Here is a 14,691-nt window from a genome sequence, read left to right as displayed (position 1 = left end):
TCCGCTCAGGCGGCCAGAGGCGGGCGGTGCTGCGCCCAGGGGCGCGCCGCCTCGAAGGCCGCGCTGGCCTGCAGCACGCCGAGATCGTCAAAGCGCCGCCCGACGATCTGCAACCCGACCGGCAGGCCTTCCGCGGTGAAGCCGCAGGGCAGGCTGGCCGCCGGATTGCCGGACCAGTTGAAGGGGTAGCTGAATTCGGCCCAGCTCAGCCAGTCCCAGGGGTGCTGGGGCCAGTGCTCCGGCTGCAGACGGTCGGCCGGGAAGGCGGCGACGCTGACCGCCGGCGTCAGCAGGAAGTCATAGCCCTGCATGAAGTCATGGATGGCCTGGCAATAGGCGTAGCGGCGCTCGCGCATCGCCATGAATTCGGCGACGCCGCGACCCTCCATGCTGCGGATCATGGCGACGAAGCCGGGATCCATCTCCGCCTCGCGCCCGGGGAGGTATTTCAGCCGGCTGCTGAAGGTGGCGGGCCAGAAATAGCGCGCGAGCTCAGGCCCTTGCGGGCCCCAGGCGGGCGTCACCGCCTCGACCACCGCGCCCATCGCCTCGAGGGCCCGCACCGCCTCCTCGACCAGCGCGGCGACCTCCGGATCGACCCGCGCATGGCCGAGATCGGCGCTGTAGGCGATGCGCCTGCCGCGCAGGTCGAGGTCACCGAGCCGCGCCGCGTAATCCTGCGGCGGCGCCTCCAGCGCCGTGTAGTCCCAGGGATGCGGCCCGGCCATGGCCTGCAGCATCAGCGCGGCGTCGCGCACCGTGCGGGTCAGCGGCCCGATATGCGTCGCCAGGTCGTTGTTCGACATCGGCCAGTTGGCGATGCGGCCATGCGTCGGCTTCAGCCCGTAGACGCCGCTGAAATGCGCCGGCATGCGGATCGAGCCGGCGCCATCCCCGCCCTGGTGCAGCGGGCCATAGCCCGCCGCCGCCCCCGCCCCCGCGCCGGAGGAGGAGGCGCCGGCATTGTAGCCCCGCTTCCACGGATTGTGGGTGATGCCATAGACCGGGCTGTGGCTGACCCCCTTCCAGCCCCATTCGGCGGCGGCAGTGCTCTTGCCCAGCATGGCGCAGCCGGCCTCGTGCAGCCGGGTGACACAGGGCGCGTCGACATCCGGGATGGTGCCCTGCATCAGCTTCGTGCCGAAATCGGTCTGCACACCCTTGGTGTGCTGCAGATCCTTGATGGTGACAGGCACGCCGTCGAGCAGCCTGGCCTCGCCGCGCATCCAGCGCGCCTCGGACTCCCGCGCGGCGGTGCGGGCGTGCTCGGGCGTCAGCCGCGCCATGGCGTTGATCGCGGGCTCGCTCGCCTCGACATGGCGCAGCACCGCCTCCACCACCTCGACCGGGGAGAGGCGGCGGGCGCGATACTGCGCCAGCAGCTCGGCGGCGGAGAGATAGCCGATCTCGGAATCACTCATGCGGGGTCCTCGGCAGGGGGCGTGGGGCGGCCATAGGTCCGGTAGCGCTGGCGGGCCTGCTCGACCTCCTCGGCCGAGAGCAGGCGCGGCGTGCCGGCCGAGCGCGCCAGCAGGTACTGCCGCGCCAGTGTCTCCAGCCGGATGGCGGTGGCCAGCGCGCCCTCGGCGTCGCGCCCGTGGCAGATCATGCCGTGATTGGCGAGCAGGCAGGCGGTGTGGCCGGGGATGGTCTGTGTCACCGTCGCGGCCAGGGCCGGGGTGCCGAAGGTGGCATAGGGCGCGCAGGGCACGCCCGCGCTGCCGCCGAAGCCCACCACGGCGTAGTGGAAGACCGGCAGACCCTCATTCAGGCAGGCCAGCGCGGTGCAGGCATCGGCATGGCAATGCACCACCCATTCGGCCCGGGGGCAGGCGGCATAGACCGCCGCATGCATCGGCCATTCGCTCGACGGCGCGCTGCCCGGCGCCGCGGGGCCGGCCAGCGGCACGGCCACCATCTGCTCCGCCCGCAGCGACTCCGCCGTGGCGCCGGTCGGCGTGATCAGCAGCGCATCGCCCTGGCGGCAGCTCACATTGCCGCTGCTGCCATGGTTCAGCCCGCGCCGCGCCAGCTCCCGGTAGAGCCAGAGCAGGCTCTCCGCCGCATTGCTCATCGCGCCATTCCCATGCCCTGCCCTTCCATCTCCGCCAGCGTGCGTTCGAACATGTCGACGGCCCCGAGCTTGCCGGATTTCAGGCAGAGCAGCAGCGGCACCGGCGCATCCGCGCGGCACAGCCCCATGCCGATCTCGCGATAGGGCGCGACCTCCAGCTCGCGGATGCCCAGGCCCTGCACCACGGCGCCCGAGGTCTCGCCGCCCGCCACCAGCAGGCGCCGCAGCCCGCGCTGCGCCAGCGCGGCGCCGAGGCGGGCCAGCAGCGCCTCCGCCCGCCGCCCGGCCGGGATCGGGCCGAGCGCCGCCTGCGCCGCCGCCACCCGTGCCGGATCGGCCGAGGTGGTCAGGCAGAAGGGCGCCGACCCTAGATGCCCGCTGGCCCAGGCCAGCGCCTTGTCGAAGGCGGCCTCGGGCTCCTCCAGCGGGTCGATCGCCAGCACCGGGTGGCGGCGGCCGAATTCGGCCAGCTGCTCGCGCGTGCGCTCGGCGCAGCTGCCGGCCAGCACCGCGCCGGGCCCGGGCAGCGGCGCCAGCGCGCCGGGCGGGGTGGCCGCCATGCGCCCCTCCGCCTGCCAGGCGCGCGGCAGCCAGGCGGCGACCGAGGAGCCGCCGGTCAGCAGCGGCCAGTCGCGCGCGCCCCAGGCGATGCGCTGCAGATCCTCCTCGGTGATGGCATCGGCGATCAGGAAGGGGCGGCCCGCCGCCTGCTCCGCCTCCGCATGGCGCCGGATCGCCTCGCCCCCCTGCAGCACCGCCTCATAGGGCAGGTATCCCACGCCAAGCGTGGTCTGCGGCGCCAGCACCTGGCGGAGGTCGGAGCGCGTCATCGGCGTCAGCGGGTCGTGCCGCTTCGGCGAGCGCTCCAGCAGCTGGTCCTGGATGAAAAGATGCGCGCGGAAGACGCAACGCGCGGCCTCGGGGAAGCTCGGGCAGAACAGCACCGGCGCGGGCGGGCCATGCCGGCGCAGCACCTCCGCCACATTGCCGATATTGCCCGAATCGAGGCTGTCGAAGCTGGCGCAGTATTTCAGGAACAGCATCCGCGCGCCGAGGCGCCGCAGCGCGGCGGCGGCCTGCTCGGCCTCGGCCTCCGCCTCGGCGGCTGGCGCCACGCGGCTGCGCAGCGCCACCACCAGCGCCTCCGCCTCCCCCGCGCTGTCCGGGATGGCATCGGCGCCGACCACCAGCCGGGTGCGCGCGCCGGCCGCGCGCAGCATCGCCGCCAGTTCCACGGCGCCGGTGAAATCATCGGCCAGCGCCGCGAGCATCAGGGAGGGAGCGGTCATCGCGAAAGCCCTTGCCAGCCCGTATGGCGTCAGATGATATATCCTATATCAAAGAGCGGAAAGGGCCGATGAGCGCTTTGCTGAATTCCCAGGATGCCGCGCTCCGCCAGCGCGCCGCGCGCGTCGTGCCCTCCGGCATGTGGGGCCATCTGCACGCCGCCAAGCTGCCCGATGGCTATCCGCAATTCTTCTCGCGTGGCGAGGGCGCCTATCTCTGGGATGCCGATGGCCGCCGCTATCTCGACTTCATGTGCAGCTGGGGGCCGAACCTGCTCGGCCACGGCCATGCCGAGGTGGAGGAGGCCGCCGAGCGGCAGCGCCGCATGGGCGACTGCCTGAACGGCCCTGCTCCGGTGATGGTGGATCTGGCCGAGACGCTGGTCGACATGCTGCCGCACGCCGCATGGGCGCTGTTCCAGAAGAACGGCACCGATGCCACCACCAGCTGCGTCACCCTGGCGCGGCTGGCCACGGGGCGGCGCAAGCTGCTGGTGGCGCGCGGCGCCTATCACGGCGCGGTGCCCTGGTGCTCGCCCTCGCTGCTCGGCGTCACCGCCGAGGATCGTGCGCATCTGCTGCACTACACCTTCAACGACACGGACAGCCTGGCCGCGGCGGTGGCCGAGGCGGGGGACGACCTGGCGGGCATCCTGGTCTCCGCCTTCCGCCATGATCTCGGCCAGGACCAGGAGATGCCGGATCCGGATTTCGCCGCCGCCGCCCGCGCCGCCTGCGACGCCGCCGGCGCGCCGCTGATCATCGACGAGGTGCGCGCCGGCCTGCGGCTCGACCTGCGCGGCAGCTGGGAGCCGCTCGGCATCCGCCCCGATCTCTGCGCCTGGAGCAAGTCGATCGCCAATGGCCATGCGCTCTCGGCGGTGACCGGGGCGGAATGGCTGCGCGACGCGGCGTCGCGGCTCTTCGTCACCGGCTCCTTCTGGTGCGCGGCGGTGCCGATGGCCGCCGCCCTGGCGACGCTGCGCGTGGCGCAGCGCGACGATGTGCCGGCGCTTCTGCACCGCCTCGGCACGCGGCTGCGCGACGGGCTGGCGCAGGCGGCGGCGCGGCACGGCATCGGGCTGCGCCAGAGCGGCCCGCCGCAGATGCCGCTGATCCTGTTCGACGATGATGCCGGCTGGAAGAAGGGCGATGCCTTCTGCCGCGCGGCGCTGGCCGAGGGCGTCTATTTCCACCCCCGGCACAACATGTTCCTGTCGGCCGCGCATACCGAGGCGGATATCGACCGGGCGCTGCTGGCGGCCGAGCGCGGCTTCGCCGCCATCGCCGCGCTCTGAGCCACAACAAGAAACAGAACGCAGGGACGCTGCTCACTTCACTGGAGGACAACCGATGAGACGCCGTGACCTGATGCTGGGGGTGGCCGCCGCCAGCCTCGCCGCGCCGCGCCTGGCGCGGGCCGCCGATCCGCGTTCGGTGCTGCGCTTCGCGCCGCAGGCCGATCTGGCCTCGATCGACCCGATCCAGAGCAATGCCTATGTCAGCCGCAATCATGCGGCGCTGGTCTATGACACGCTGTTCGGTGTCGACGAGAATTACCGCCCCCTGCCGCAGATGCTGGAGGGCCACACGCTCAGCGAGGACAAGCTGGAATGGGTGCTGACGCTGCGCGAGGGGCTGGTCTTCCATGACGGCCAGCCCGTGCGGCCGCAGGATGTGGTGGCCAGCCTGCGCCGCTGGGGCCAGCGTGACACCTATGGCCAGACGCTGTTCGTGCAGGTGGAGGAGATGGCGCCGCAGGGCGAGCGCGCGGTGCGCATCCGCCTGAAGCGCCCCTTCCGCCTGCTGCCCGACGTGCTGGGCAAGCCGGCGCCGCAGCTGCCGGTGATCATGCAGGAACGCCATGCGGCGCTGCCCACCAGCGCCCAGGTGCCCGAGGCGATCGGCTCCGGCCCCTTCCGCTTCCTGGCCGGGGAGCGCATCCCGGGCTCGCGCGCCATCTATGAACGCGCGCCGGGCTATGTGCCGCGCCAGGGGAGCACCAGCTTCTGGTCCGGCCCCAAGGTCGCGCATATCGACCGGGTGGAGTGGCACACCCTGCCCGATGCGGCGACCGCGGCGGCGGCGCTGCAATCGGGCGAGATCGACTGGTGGGAGCAGCCGCCGGCCGATTTCCTGCCGATGCTGCGGCGCAACCGCAACATCAAGGTCGAGGTGATGGACAATCAGGGCGTGTTCGGCGTGCTGCGCCTGAACCATCTGCACCCGCCCTTCGACAATCCGGCGATCCGCCGCGCCTTGCTCGGCGCCGTCAACCAGGCGGATTTCATGATGGCGGTGGCCGGCACCGACACCCAGCTCTGGCGCGCCGGCATCGGCTACTTCCAGCCGGATTCGCCAATGGCGAACGATGCCGGCATGGCGGCGCTGACCGGCCCGCGCGACCTCGACAAGGCGCGCGCGGCGCTGCGCGAGGCCGGCTACAAGGGCGAGCGCGTGGTGCTGGCGGCGCCCACCGACTTTCCCATCATGAACGCGATGAGCGAGGTGGCGGGCGACATGTTCCGCAAGCTCGGCTTCAACCTCGACTACCAGGCGCTGGACTGGGCCACGGTGTCGCAGAAGCTGAACTCCCGCGCGCCGCTCGACCAGGGCGGCTGGAGCATCAACTGCAACTTCGCCGTGGGCTTCGGCATGCGCACGCCCGCGGCGCATTCCTATCTGCGCGGCGCGGGCGATGCGGCGCTGTTCGGCTGGCCGCGCAGCCCGCGCATCGAGGAGCTGCGCCAGCAATGGATCGACAGCAATGACGAGGCCGAGCAGAAGCGGCTCTGCCGCGACATCCAGCTGCAGGCCTTCGAGGACGTGCCCTATATCCCGCTCGGCATGTTCCAGCAGATGACGGCCTACCGCACCTCGCTGAGCGGGGTGCTGAAGGGCATGCCGCTCTTCTACAACCTGCGCAAGCAGGGCTGAGCCGGCCCGGACCCGCCCCTGCCCCGCCCCTGCCCCGCGATGATCCGCGCTTTCATCGGCGCGGATCATGCTCTAGAGGCTGCCCCGGCCAAAGGACGGGCCAGGAAGCAGGAATGACATGGCGGTGACGCCCAGGGTGGTGCCGGTCGAGCGCTCCAACCTCACCATGAAGGTCTATGCCGAGCTGGAGGCGGCGCTGTTCGAGGGCCGGCTCCATCCCGGCCAGCGGCTGAAGATCCGCGACCTCGCCGCCGGCATGGGGGTGTCGGAGACGCCGATCCGCGAGGCCATCATGCAGCTCGCCCGCGTCGGCGCAGTGCGCTTCGAGGCGGCGCGCGCCATCACGGTCGCCGGACTGACGCATGACGAATATCTGGAGCTGCGCACCATCCGGCTGGAGCTGGAGGGGCTGGCGGCCGAGACCGCGGCGCGGCGCATCACCCCGGCCGGGATCGCCGCGCTGGAGGCGGCGCATGCCGCGCTCACCGCCGCCGAGGCGGCGGGGGAAGGCGCCGCCGCCAACAAGGCCAACTGGGCCTTCCATCGCGGCCTCTACGCCGCCGCCGGCATGCCGCAGCTCAGCGCCATCATCGACACGGTGTGGCTGCGCAACGGGCCGGTGCACGCCTTCCACTACCCCGAGGCGCCGCCGGCCTATCCGGGCCGGCACCGGCATCTCGACATCCTCGACGCGCTGCGCGCCGGCGACCCGCAGGCCGCGCGCGCCGCGCTGCGCGCCGACCTGATGGAGGGCGGCCGCGCCCTGGTGGAGTTCCTGCGCCGCCGCGACGCCGCCAAAGCCGGAACCTAGCCCGGCGGGCGGTGCGCCAGCGGCACGATGCCCTCCAGCAGCGCCGGCATCTCGGTCAGCGGCACCGGCAGGCGCTCCGCCTCCAGGCTGATCTCGTCCAGCTTCCGGCCGGAAGCGGTGTAGAGCGCCAGATGCAGCGCGCCCTCCCCGGCGCGCGGCACGCAGACCAGCTCCTCGCCCGGCGCCTCCTGCCGCGCCACCTCGACGAAATCGCGGATCTCGTCCAGCCCGCCACTCTGTTCGCCCGCCTCCTCCAGGAAATCGGCGATCTCCGCCTCGACCTCCGGCAGCGGGACGAGGGCCAGCGGCACGCAGCCGCCCTGCCCCTGGAAGGCGGCGTGGCGCCAGCGCTCGAAAGCCTCGGCGCGGGCCGCCTCCTCCGGGCTGGGCGGCGCATCCTCGGCCGGCAGGGCGGGCAGGCCGTCGCGCAGCACCTCCTCCCAGAGCGGCAGACCCCAATCGAGCTGCAGCCCGACCAGCACGCCGAAGCCCGCCTGCTGCAGCGCCTCGGGCGCGGCGGGCGGCAGCGAATCGGGCGCCTGGCCCGCCAGCGCCTGATGCAGCGCCTGGCGCAGCTGGCAGGGGGTCAGGGCGGCGATGCCCTCGGCCGCGCGCCACTCCGGCAGCAGCTGCAGCGCGACATTGCCGGGCAGCGCCCCGGACGCCAGGAAACCCTCGATCAGCGCCGCCGCATCGGGCAGCTCGCCGGGTGGCAGGGCCACCGGCAGCGCCACCAGCCCGGCCCAGCCGGAGGGGCCCAGCGCGCCCTCGGCGGCCAGGGCCAGCAGCTCCTGCGAGAACTCCTCCGCCGCCTCCTCGCCATAGCGCTGCGCCACGCGGCGCGCCGCCTGCTCCAGCACGCCGTCGCGCCCTTCCTCGATCAGCGCCTCGGCGCAGCGCTCGAAGGCGGCGGAATCCTCGCCGGCGAAAAGCCGCATCAGCCGCTCGGCCGGGGTGCCGGCGCCGCGCGCGGCGGGCGCCGGGCGGCGCGCCGGGTCCAGCCCCAGCAGGCGCCAGGCGGCCTCGCCGCGCAGCAGCGCCTCGCGCCCGCGCCAGCCCGCCGGCGCCGCACCGGAATGGGCATCGGCCCAGCGGCGGAAGGCGCCGCGCTCGGCCTGCTGCACCAGCACGGCAACCCCCTGCTCCGCCATGGCCTGGGCCACGGCGCGGTTGGCGGCCTGATGCTCGGCCAGGCTCAGCGCCTCGCCCGGGCGCATCAGATCCAGCGTCTCGGCATCGGGGTAGTGGGTCAGCACGATGGAGCGCAGCTCGGGCGCCAGCTCGCGGGCACGCGCCCCGGCCTCCGCCCGCATATCGGTGGCTGCCATCATTGCGCCTTCTCCATCGCAGCGTTGGGGCCGCCTCAGTAGCGCGCCCGGCGGCGGCGCGCCATGCGTCCCGGAGGCCGGGCGAGGCTCAGCCGCGCTGCGGCTGCAAGGCCAGGATGCGGCGCAGCGCCGTCTTCAGCTGCTCGCCCGAGACCGGCTTGCGCAGCATCGCCGCCGCATGGCCGAGCCGCGTCCCCGGCAGCTCGGCATAGCCGGTCAGGTAGATCACCGGCACGCCGCGCGCCGCCAGCAGCTCGGCCACGGGGAAGGATTCCTGGCCGTTCAGGTTGACATCGACCAGCGCCAGGTCGATGGCCCCCGACATCTCGACCAGCCGGCGCAGCGCCTCGTCGATCGAGCGCGCCGGGCCGAGCGGCTGGCAGCCCCATTGCCGCAGCATGGTGGCCAGCGCCTCGCCGATCATCGGCTCATCCTCCACCAGGAAGATGCGCGCGCCCTGCAGCGGCGCCTCGCCCAGGGCCGGCGCCTCCGCCTCGGGCTGCAGCATGGGCGGCGGCAGGCGCGGCGTGTCCAGCGCCTGCCACTGCGCCTCGAAGCGGCTCTGCGGCAGGCGGATGCGGCAGGCCAGCCCCTCGCGCCGCCACTGATAGGCGATGCTGCCTTCCAGCTGGTCGTTGATGGCGGAATCGATCACCCGGCGGCCGAAGCCCTTGCGCTCCGGCGGCGCGGCCAGGGGCGGGCCGCCGCTTTCGGTCCACAGCAGCGCCAGCCCGCCCTCCGGATGCGCCGACCACTGCACCGTCAGCGTGCCGCCGGGGCGCGACAGCGCGCCATGCGCCAGCGCGTTCACCGCCAGCTCGTGCAACGCCACGGCCAGCGGCTGCACCGCGACCGGCACGATCAGCACCGGCGGGCCGGAGAGGTCGATCGCCGCCTCGCGGCCGCGCACCGTCATTTCCGACCAGACCAGGTCGCGCAGCGCGACCGCCGACCAGCCCTCGCGCGCCAGCAGGCTGTGGGCGCGGGCCAGCGCGCCGATGCGCCCCTCGATGGCGGTGGCGAAGCGCTCCGGGTCGCTGCGCGAGGTCAGGCGGATGATCGCCTGGATGGTGGAGAGCACGTTCTTGGCGCGGTGGTCGATCTCGCGCGTCAGCAAAGCGCGCTGCTCCTCGGCCCGCTGCCGCGCCGTGACGTCCAGCACCACGCCGAGGAAGCGGCCGGTCGCGCCGCCGCCGGCCATGGCGCCATAGGCCTCCAGCCAGCGCGTGTCGCCATCGGGGCGGCGGATGCGGTGGGTGTTGCGGAACACCCCGCCGCGATGCGCGCCGCGCCAGGCCTGCTGCAGCGCCGGCGCGTCCTTGGGGTCGACCAGCGCCAGCCATTCCTCGAACAGGCCGAAGCCGCCCTCGCGCCGTGGCAGGCCGAGCAGCTGGAACAGCCGTGGCGACCAGCGCATGCGGCCATCGGCCAGGTCCATGTCCCAGCCCGCCATGCCGCTGCCCTCCAGCGCCACGCGCAGCTTCTCCTCCGCCGTCTTCAGCTTTTCCTCGGCCTCGCGCAGCGGCGTCAGGTCGCGCAGGCGCAGCGTCACCCCGCCCGGCAGCGGCGAGAGGCCGAGCAGCAGGCTGCGCCCGGACAGCGTCACCGGGTCATCCAGCCGCTGCGCCTCGCCGCCCTGCGCCACCCGGGCGACGGCCCGCAGCACCGCCGCATCGCCGAGGCCCGGGAAGACCGCGCCCAGCGCCTGGCCGACCACCTGCGCGGCGCTGCGGCCGCACAGCGCCAGGGCAGGGTCGTTGGCGAAGCGGATGGTGCCGGCGGCATCCAGCGCCAGCACCCCGTCATCCAGCCCGTCCAGCATCTCCGCCGCGCGGCGCAGCTGGTCCAGCGCCGCCTGGGCGGCGGAGACCTCGTCGACCAGCCCGCGCATGGCCTCGGCGCGGTTCGCGTCGGGCGGCGGCGGGGCGGGCTCGATGGCCGCCGGCGCGGCGCGGGGCGTGGCCAGGGCGCCGGCCGGGGGAGAGGGCAGCGGCCGCACCCGCAGCGCCGCCGCCAGCAGCAGCCCGACCGCCAGCGCCGCCAGCCCGGCCAGGGCGGCGAGCAGCAGCGGCAGCGCCTGGGCCAGCCAGAGCGGCAGGAAGGCGGTGCCGCGCAGCTGCAGGCCGAGCAGCAGGGCGGCGAGGACGCCCGGGGCGGCGGTGCCGGCCAGCACCGCCGCCAGCCGGAAGCGCTCGGCCGCGGGAAGCTGCCGCCAGGCGGCGCCGGCGGAGCGGAATCTGCGCAATGTCTCTCCCCTCGCGGCGATGGCTGGCCCGCCTGGCCTAATGGCCGAGTTGGCCGCGCTTTTCAACGCGGCGCCGGAAGCCCGGCCGGACGGTCAGCCGGCCGCGGCGGTGCCCGGCGCCGGCCCGGCCTCGGCGGCGGGGGCCGCCTCGCCCGGCGGCAGCGGGAAGCGCAGCAGCACGGCGAAGCCGTCGCCGCCGCTGCGGAAGGACAGGCTGCCGCCATGCGCGCGCATCACCTCCCCGGCGATGGCGAGGCCAAGGCCGGCACCGCCCTGCCCGCCCGGCCGCGCATGGAAGGGCTGGCGCACCCGCGGCCAGAGGGCGGGCGGGATGCCCGGCCCGTCATCCACCACCTCCAGCACCGCCTCCCCGGCCTCGCGCCGCAGCCGCACCTCGAGCCGCCCCGGCGCGCCATGCTGCACGGCGTTGTTCAGCAGGTTCAGCAGCGCCTCGCGCAGGCTGACGGCATCGCCCGGGATGGCGAGCGGCGCCTCCGGCGCGTCGAGCCCGAGCGTCGGCGCGTGCCGCGCCCAGGCCGGGTTGCTGACCGGCAGGTCCAGCAGCGCCTGCCGCGCCAGCGCCACCAGATCGACCGGGGCGCGCGGCGCCAGATCGGCGCGGTGCGTCACCATGGCGTGGTTGAACAGTTGGCCCGCCAGCCGGCCGAGCTGCCCGGTGCGCTCGGCGATGCGCTGGCGCTGCGCCTCGCGCCGCGCCGCATCCTGCTCGACCAGCAGCAGATCGATCTGCGAGGCCAGCGCGGCGAGCGGCGTGCGCAGCTGGTGCGCGGCATCGCCGATCATCCGCTGCATCATGCCGATGCGCTGGTCGAGCCGCGCCATGAAGCCGTTCAGCGCGGCGATGACGCCGGCGATCTCCGGCGGCACCTCGGCCTTGCAGCGGCGAGAGGTCGCGCGGGTCGCGCTCGCGCAGCGCCGCCTGCACGCGCTCCAGCGGCGCCAGGGCGCGGCGTGTGGCGAGCAGCGCGGCGCCGAGCGCCAGCCCGTTCAGCACCAGCACCGCCAGCACCGCCTTGCCGGCCAGGTCGCGCGCCAGCCCGGTGCGGCCGTGCAGCGTCTGGGCCACCGCCATCTCGGCCCAGCCGGTGTCGAGGCGCCGTGTGGTGACGGCGATGCGCACCGCCTCGCCTCGCCAGCTTCCATCCAGCAGCAGCCAGCCGCGGCGGCGCAGCGTCTCGCGCTCGGCCTCCAGCCCGACCAGCTCCAGATCACCGGCGCCGGCCACCACCACGCCGCGCGGATCGACCACCTTGTAGCCGGCGCGGTCGCCGGCGGAGAGTGCGGCCAGCACCGAGACCGGCGGATCGGCCACCAGCATGGCGCCCTGCTGATAGGTGTTCTCGGCGATCTGCGCGGCGCCGGCGCGCAGCAGCGTGTCATAGGCGCCATCGGCCGTCAGCCGGGCGTAATACCAGCCGGCCAGGATGATGCCGAGGCTGGCGCAGCCCAGCACCGAGGCCAGCAGCACGGCCACGCGCGCATGCAGCGAGCGCGACAGCCTCACCGCACCACCAGCTGGTAGCCGAGGCCGCGCAGCGTGCGGATCTCGGCGCTGGAGGCGGCGAGCTTGCGGCGCAGCCGCGTGACATATTGCTCGACCGCGTTGCTGCCGGCGCCTTCCAGGCCGAACAGCGCCTCGACGATCTCCTCCTTGCCGACGACACGCCCGGCGCGGCTGGCCAGGATCTCCAGCAGCGCCAGTTCGCGCCGTGTCATCTCCACCGCCTCGCCGGCCAGCTCGACGGTGCGGCCGGCGAGGTCGATGGTGATGTCGCCGCAGCGCAGCAGGTTGGTGGAGGCCCCGCCCTGCCGCCGCAGCAGCGCGCGCACCCGCGCCTCCAGCTCCAGGAAGTCGAAGGGCTTCACGAGATAGTCGTCGGCACCGAGATCCAGCGCATCCACCCGGTCGGCCACGCTGGAGCGCGCGGTGAGCATCAACACCGGGGTGGCCAGCCCCCGCCCGCGCGCGCGCCGCAGCAGGGCGAGCCCATCGGGCGGCGGCAGCATCACGTCGAGGATGACGAGATCGTAGGATTGCAGCTCCAGCCGCGCCTCGGCATCGGCGCCGTCGCGCTCCCAATCCACCTCATGGCCCATGCGCTGCAGCCTGGCGGCGATGCCCTCGCCGACATCGGCCGTGTCTTCCACCAGCAGGATCCGCATCAAACCTGTCGCTTTTGCACCGCAGCACGAAATTTCTTGTCGCTGTCAGTTTGGCAAAAGCTTCGCGTGATAGCCAGGAGACAAATCCGGGCGGCAAGGCCCGGGACCCTCTGGGAAGAAAGGTACGGACATGGCAGACGCCATCTCTGGCGGGCCCGCGCCGCTGCTGTCGGTGCAGGACGTCACGCTGCAGTACAAGACCGACGATGCCGTGGTCACCGCCACGCACCGCGTTGGCTTCGATGTCTATCCCGCCGACCGCTACATCCTGCTCGGCCCCTCGGGCTGCGGCAAGTCGACGCTGCTGAAGGCGATCGGCGGCTATCTGGAGCCCTCCGAGGGCAGCATCCGCCTGAAGGGGCGCGAGGTGCACGGGCCCGGCCCCGACCGCATGATGGTGTTCCAGGAATTCGACCAGCTGCTGCCCTGGAAGACGGTGCGGCAGAATGTGATGTTCGCGCTGACCGCCAGCGGGCGGGCCAGCGGCGCCGAGGCGCGCGACCGCGCTGACAGCTATATCGAGAAGGTGGGGCTGGCGAATTTCGCCGACAGCTTCCCGCACATGCTCTCCGGCGGCATGAAGCAGCGCGTCGCCATCGCCCGCGGCATGGCGATGGAGCCCGATGTGCTGCTGATGGACGAGCCCTTCGCGGCGCTCGACGCGCTGACCCGCCGCCGCATGCAGGAGGAGCTGCTGCGGCTGTGGGACGACACCCGCTTCACCGTGCTCTTCGTCACCCACTCGATCGAGGAGGCGATCCGCGTCGGCACGCGTATCCTGCTGCTGTCGCCGCATCCCGGCCAGGTCAAGGCGGAGCTGAACAGCGTGCCGCCGGAGCTGCAGGGCAGCGCCGCCGCGGCGGAGCTGGAGACGCGCATCAACGACATGCTCTTCGTGCATTGAGGAGAGGCGGATCATGAGCATCACCGTCAACCAGACGCCGCTGGTCGCCCGCCCCGAGATCGTGCGCGAGCCGAGCCGCGCCGGCATCGGCGAGATCAACAAGCCGATCTCCGCCTGGGAATCCATCTACCGCATCGGCGCGCTGCGCAAGGCGCTGATCCTGGCGGTGCTGGCGGCGATCTGGGAGGCCTATGGCCAGTGGCTGGGCAACCCGCTGCTGTTCCCGCCCTTCTCCGACACCGTCATGGCGCTGTTCGAGAACATCGCCAATGGCGTGATCCCGGCGCGCACGCTGATCTCGCTGCGCACGCTGCTGATCGGCTATGGCATCGGCATCGCGCTGGCCGCGGTGCTGACCACGGTCGCCATCGGCTCGCGCATCGGCACCGACCTGCTCGAGACGCTGACCTCGATGTTCAACCCGCTGCCGGCCATCGCCCTGCTGCCGCTGGCGCTGATCTGGTTCGGCCTCGGCGCCGGCAGCGTCATCTTCGTGCTGGTGCATTCGGTGCTCTGGGCGATCGCGCTGAACACCCATGGCGGCTTCCGCTCGGTGTCCAAGACGCTGAAGATGGTGGGCCAGAATTACGGCCTCAGCGGTCTGCGCCTGGTGAAGGACATCCTGATCCCGGCCGCCTTCCCGGCCATTCTGACCGGCCTCAAGGTCGGCTGGGCCTTCGCCTGGCGCACGCTGATCGCGGCGGAGCTGGTCTTCGGTGTCTCCTCCGGCTCGGGCGGGCTCGGCTGGTTCATCTTCGAGAACCGCAACCAGCTGGAGACCGCCAATGTCTTCGCCGGGCTGTTCTTCGTGATCCTGATCGGCCTGTTCGTGGAAAGCGTCATCTTCGCCAATATCGAGAAGCGCACCATCCGCCGCTGGGGCATGCAGCACTGAGCTGACGCCCGCTCCCTTCCGCCGCAA

The 14,691-nt window shown here is 73.2% G+C and carries 12 protein-coding genes and 1 pseudogene; 5 read left to right on the top strand and 8 right to left on the bottom strand.

Annotated features, from left to right (window positions below; translation table 11 throughout):
* Positions 1-5 precede the first annotated feature (5 nt).
* The 3 genes from QE401_RS22165 to otnK are packed head-to-tail and all read right to left on the bottom strand — an operon-like array spanning position 6 to position 3,363.
* Complete coding sequence (locus QE401_RS22165; RefSeq protein ID WP_307140377.1) at positions 6-1,421, bottom strand: amidase family protein; 1,416 nt, start codon at positions 1,419-1,421, stop codon at positions 6-8.
* On the bottom strand, positions 1,418-2,074 hold the full coding sequence (locus QE401_RS22160; protein WP_307140376.1) for a class II aldolase/adducin family protein: 657 nt from the start codon (positions 2,072-2,074) through the stop codon (positions 1,418-1,420). The genes QE401_RS22165 and QE401_RS22160 overlap by 4 nt, the downstream gene beginning before the upstream one ends.
* Positions 2,071-3,363: a 3-oxo-tetronate kinase gene (gene otnK / locus QE401_RS22155; protein WP_307140375.1), complete on the bottom strand. Its 1,293-nt coding sequence runs from the start codon at positions 3,361-3,363 to the stop codon at positions 2,071-2,073. The genes QE401_RS22160 and otnK overlap by 4 nt, the downstream gene beginning before the upstream one ends.
* Before the next feature lie 68 nt (positions 3,364-3,431).
* Between otnK and QE401_RS22150 the strand changes: the two genes are divergently transcribed.
* From QE401_RS22150 to QE401_RS22140, 3 genes are all read left to right on the top strand, one after another.
* A complete protein-coding gene (locus QE401_RS22150; protein ID WP_307140374.1) occupies positions 3,432-4,658 on the top strand; it encodes an aminotransferase class III-fold pyridoxal phosphate-dependent enzyme in 1,227 nt (408 codons plus the stop codon).
* A gap of 55 nt (positions 4,659-4,713) precedes the next feature.
* Positions 4,714-6,297: an ABC transporter substrate-binding protein gene (locus tag QE401_RS22145; protein WP_307140373.1), complete on the top strand. Its 1,584-nt coding sequence runs from the start codon at positions 4,714-4,716 to the stop codon at positions 6,295-6,297.
* A gap of 118 nt (positions 6,298-6,415) precedes the next feature.
* The gene (locus QE401_RS22140) at positions 6,416-7,108 is read left to right on the top strand and encodes a GntR family transcriptional regulator (RefSeq protein WP_307140372.1); all 693 of its coding nucleotides are present in this window, start codon (positions 6,416-6,418) and stop codon (positions 7,106-7,108) included.
* Here QE401_RS22140 and QE401_RS22135 read toward each other — a convergent pair.
* From QE401_RS22135 to QE401_RS22115, 5 genes and pseudogenes are all read right to left on the bottom strand, one after another.
* Entirely contained in the window at positions 7,105-8,436 is a 1,332-nt protein-coding gene (locus tag QE401_RS22135) for a hypothetical protein (RefSeq protein WP_307140371.1), read from the bottom strand. The two genes, QE401_RS22140 and QE401_RS22135, sit on opposite strands and share 4 nt — an antisense overlap.
* Positions 8,437-8,524: 88 nt before the next feature.
* The gene (locus QE401_RS22130) at positions 8,525-10,681 is read right to left on the bottom strand and encodes an HWE histidine kinase domain-containing protein (RefSeq protein ID WP_307140370.1); all 2,157 of its coding nucleotides are present in this window, start codon (positions 10,679-10,681) and stop codon (positions 8,525-8,527) included.
* 93 nt (positions 10,682-10,774) lie between these two features.
* On the bottom strand, positions 10,775-11,569 hold the full coding sequence (locus QE401_RS22125) for a sensor histidine kinase (protein WP_307140369.1): 795 nt from the start codon (positions 11,567-11,569) through the stop codon (positions 10,775-10,777).
* A 214-nt stretch (positions 11,570-11,783) separates the two neighbouring features.
* A pseudogene (locus tag QE401_RS23030) lies at positions 11,784-12,155 on the bottom strand (sensor histidine kinase N-terminal domain-containing protein); the annotation flags it as partial.
* A gap of 47 nt (positions 12,156-12,202) precedes the next feature.
* A complete protein-coding gene (locus QE401_RS22115) occupies positions 12,203-12,865 on the bottom strand; it encodes a response regulator transcription factor (protein ID WP_307140367.1) in 663 nt (220 codons plus the stop codon).
* 130 nt (positions 12,866-12,995) lie between these two features.
* Between QE401_RS22115 and QE401_RS22110 the strand changes: the two genes are divergently transcribed.
* Together QE401_RS22110 and QE401_RS22105 are read left to right on the top strand one after the other, a co-directional pair.
* On the top strand, positions 12,996-13,769 hold the full coding sequence (locus QE401_RS22110) for an ABC transporter ATP-binding protein (protein ID WP_307140366.1): 774 nt from the start codon (positions 12,996-12,998) through the stop codon (positions 13,767-13,769).
* A 13-nt stretch (positions 13,770-13,782) separates the two neighbouring features.
* Positions 13,783-14,664 (top strand): ABC transporter permease, encoded by an 882-nt coding sequence (locus QE401_RS22105; protein WP_307140365.1) that lies wholly within the window; start codon positions 13,783-13,785, stop codon positions 14,662-14,664.
* Positions 14,665-14,691: the final 27 nt, after the last annotated feature.

The organism is Pseudoroseomonas cervicalis (genome assembly GCF_030818485.1).
In the GTDB taxonomy this organism is placed as follows: Bacteria; Pseudomonadota; Alphaproteobacteria; order Acetobacterales; family Acetobacteraceae; genus Pseudoroseomonas; species Pseudoroseomonas cervicalis_A.
This window is presented reverse-complemented; position numbering and strand designations above follow the sequence as displayed.

Coding starts and splice junctions, on each gene's coding strand:
- QE401_RS22160 (WP_307140376.1), bottom strand. CDS start 2,074: ATGAGCAATGCGGCGGAGAGCCTGCTCTGGCTCTACCGGGAGCTGGCG.
- QE401_RS22150 (WP_307140374.1), top strand. CDS start 3,432: ATGAGCGCTTTGCTGAATTCCCAGGATGCCGCGCTCCGCCAGCGCGCC.
- QE401_RS22145 (WP_307140373.1), top strand. CDS start 4,714: ATGAGACGCCGTGACCTGATGCTGGGGGTGGCCGCCGCCAGCCTCGCC.
- QE401_RS22135 (WP_307140371.1), bottom strand. CDS start 8,436: ATGGCAGCCACCGATATGCGGGCGGAGGCCGGGGCGCGTGCCCGCGAG.
- QE401_RS22140 (WP_307140372.1), top strand. CDS start 6,416: ATGGCGGTGACGCCCAGGGTGGTGCCGGTCGAGCGCTCCAACCTCACC.
- QE401_RS22165 (WP_307140377.1), bottom strand. CDS start 1,421: ATGAGTGATTCCGAGATCGGCTATCTCTCCGCCGCCGAGCTGCTGGCG.
- QE401_RS22115 (WP_307140367.1), bottom strand. CDS start 12,865: ATGCGGATCCTGCTGGTGGAAGACACGGCCGATGTCGGCGAGGGCATC.
- otnK (WP_307140375.1), bottom strand. CDS start 3,363: ATGACCGCTCCCTCCCTGATGCTCGCGGCGCTGGCCGATGATTTCACC.
- QE401_RS22105 (WP_307140365.1), top strand. CDS start 13,783: ATGAGCATCACCGTCAACCAGACGCCGCTGGTCGCCCGCCCCGAGATC.
- QE401_RS22110 (WP_307140366.1), top strand. CDS start 12,996: ATGGCAGACGCCATCTCTGGCGGGCCCGCGCCGCTGCTGTCGGTGCAG.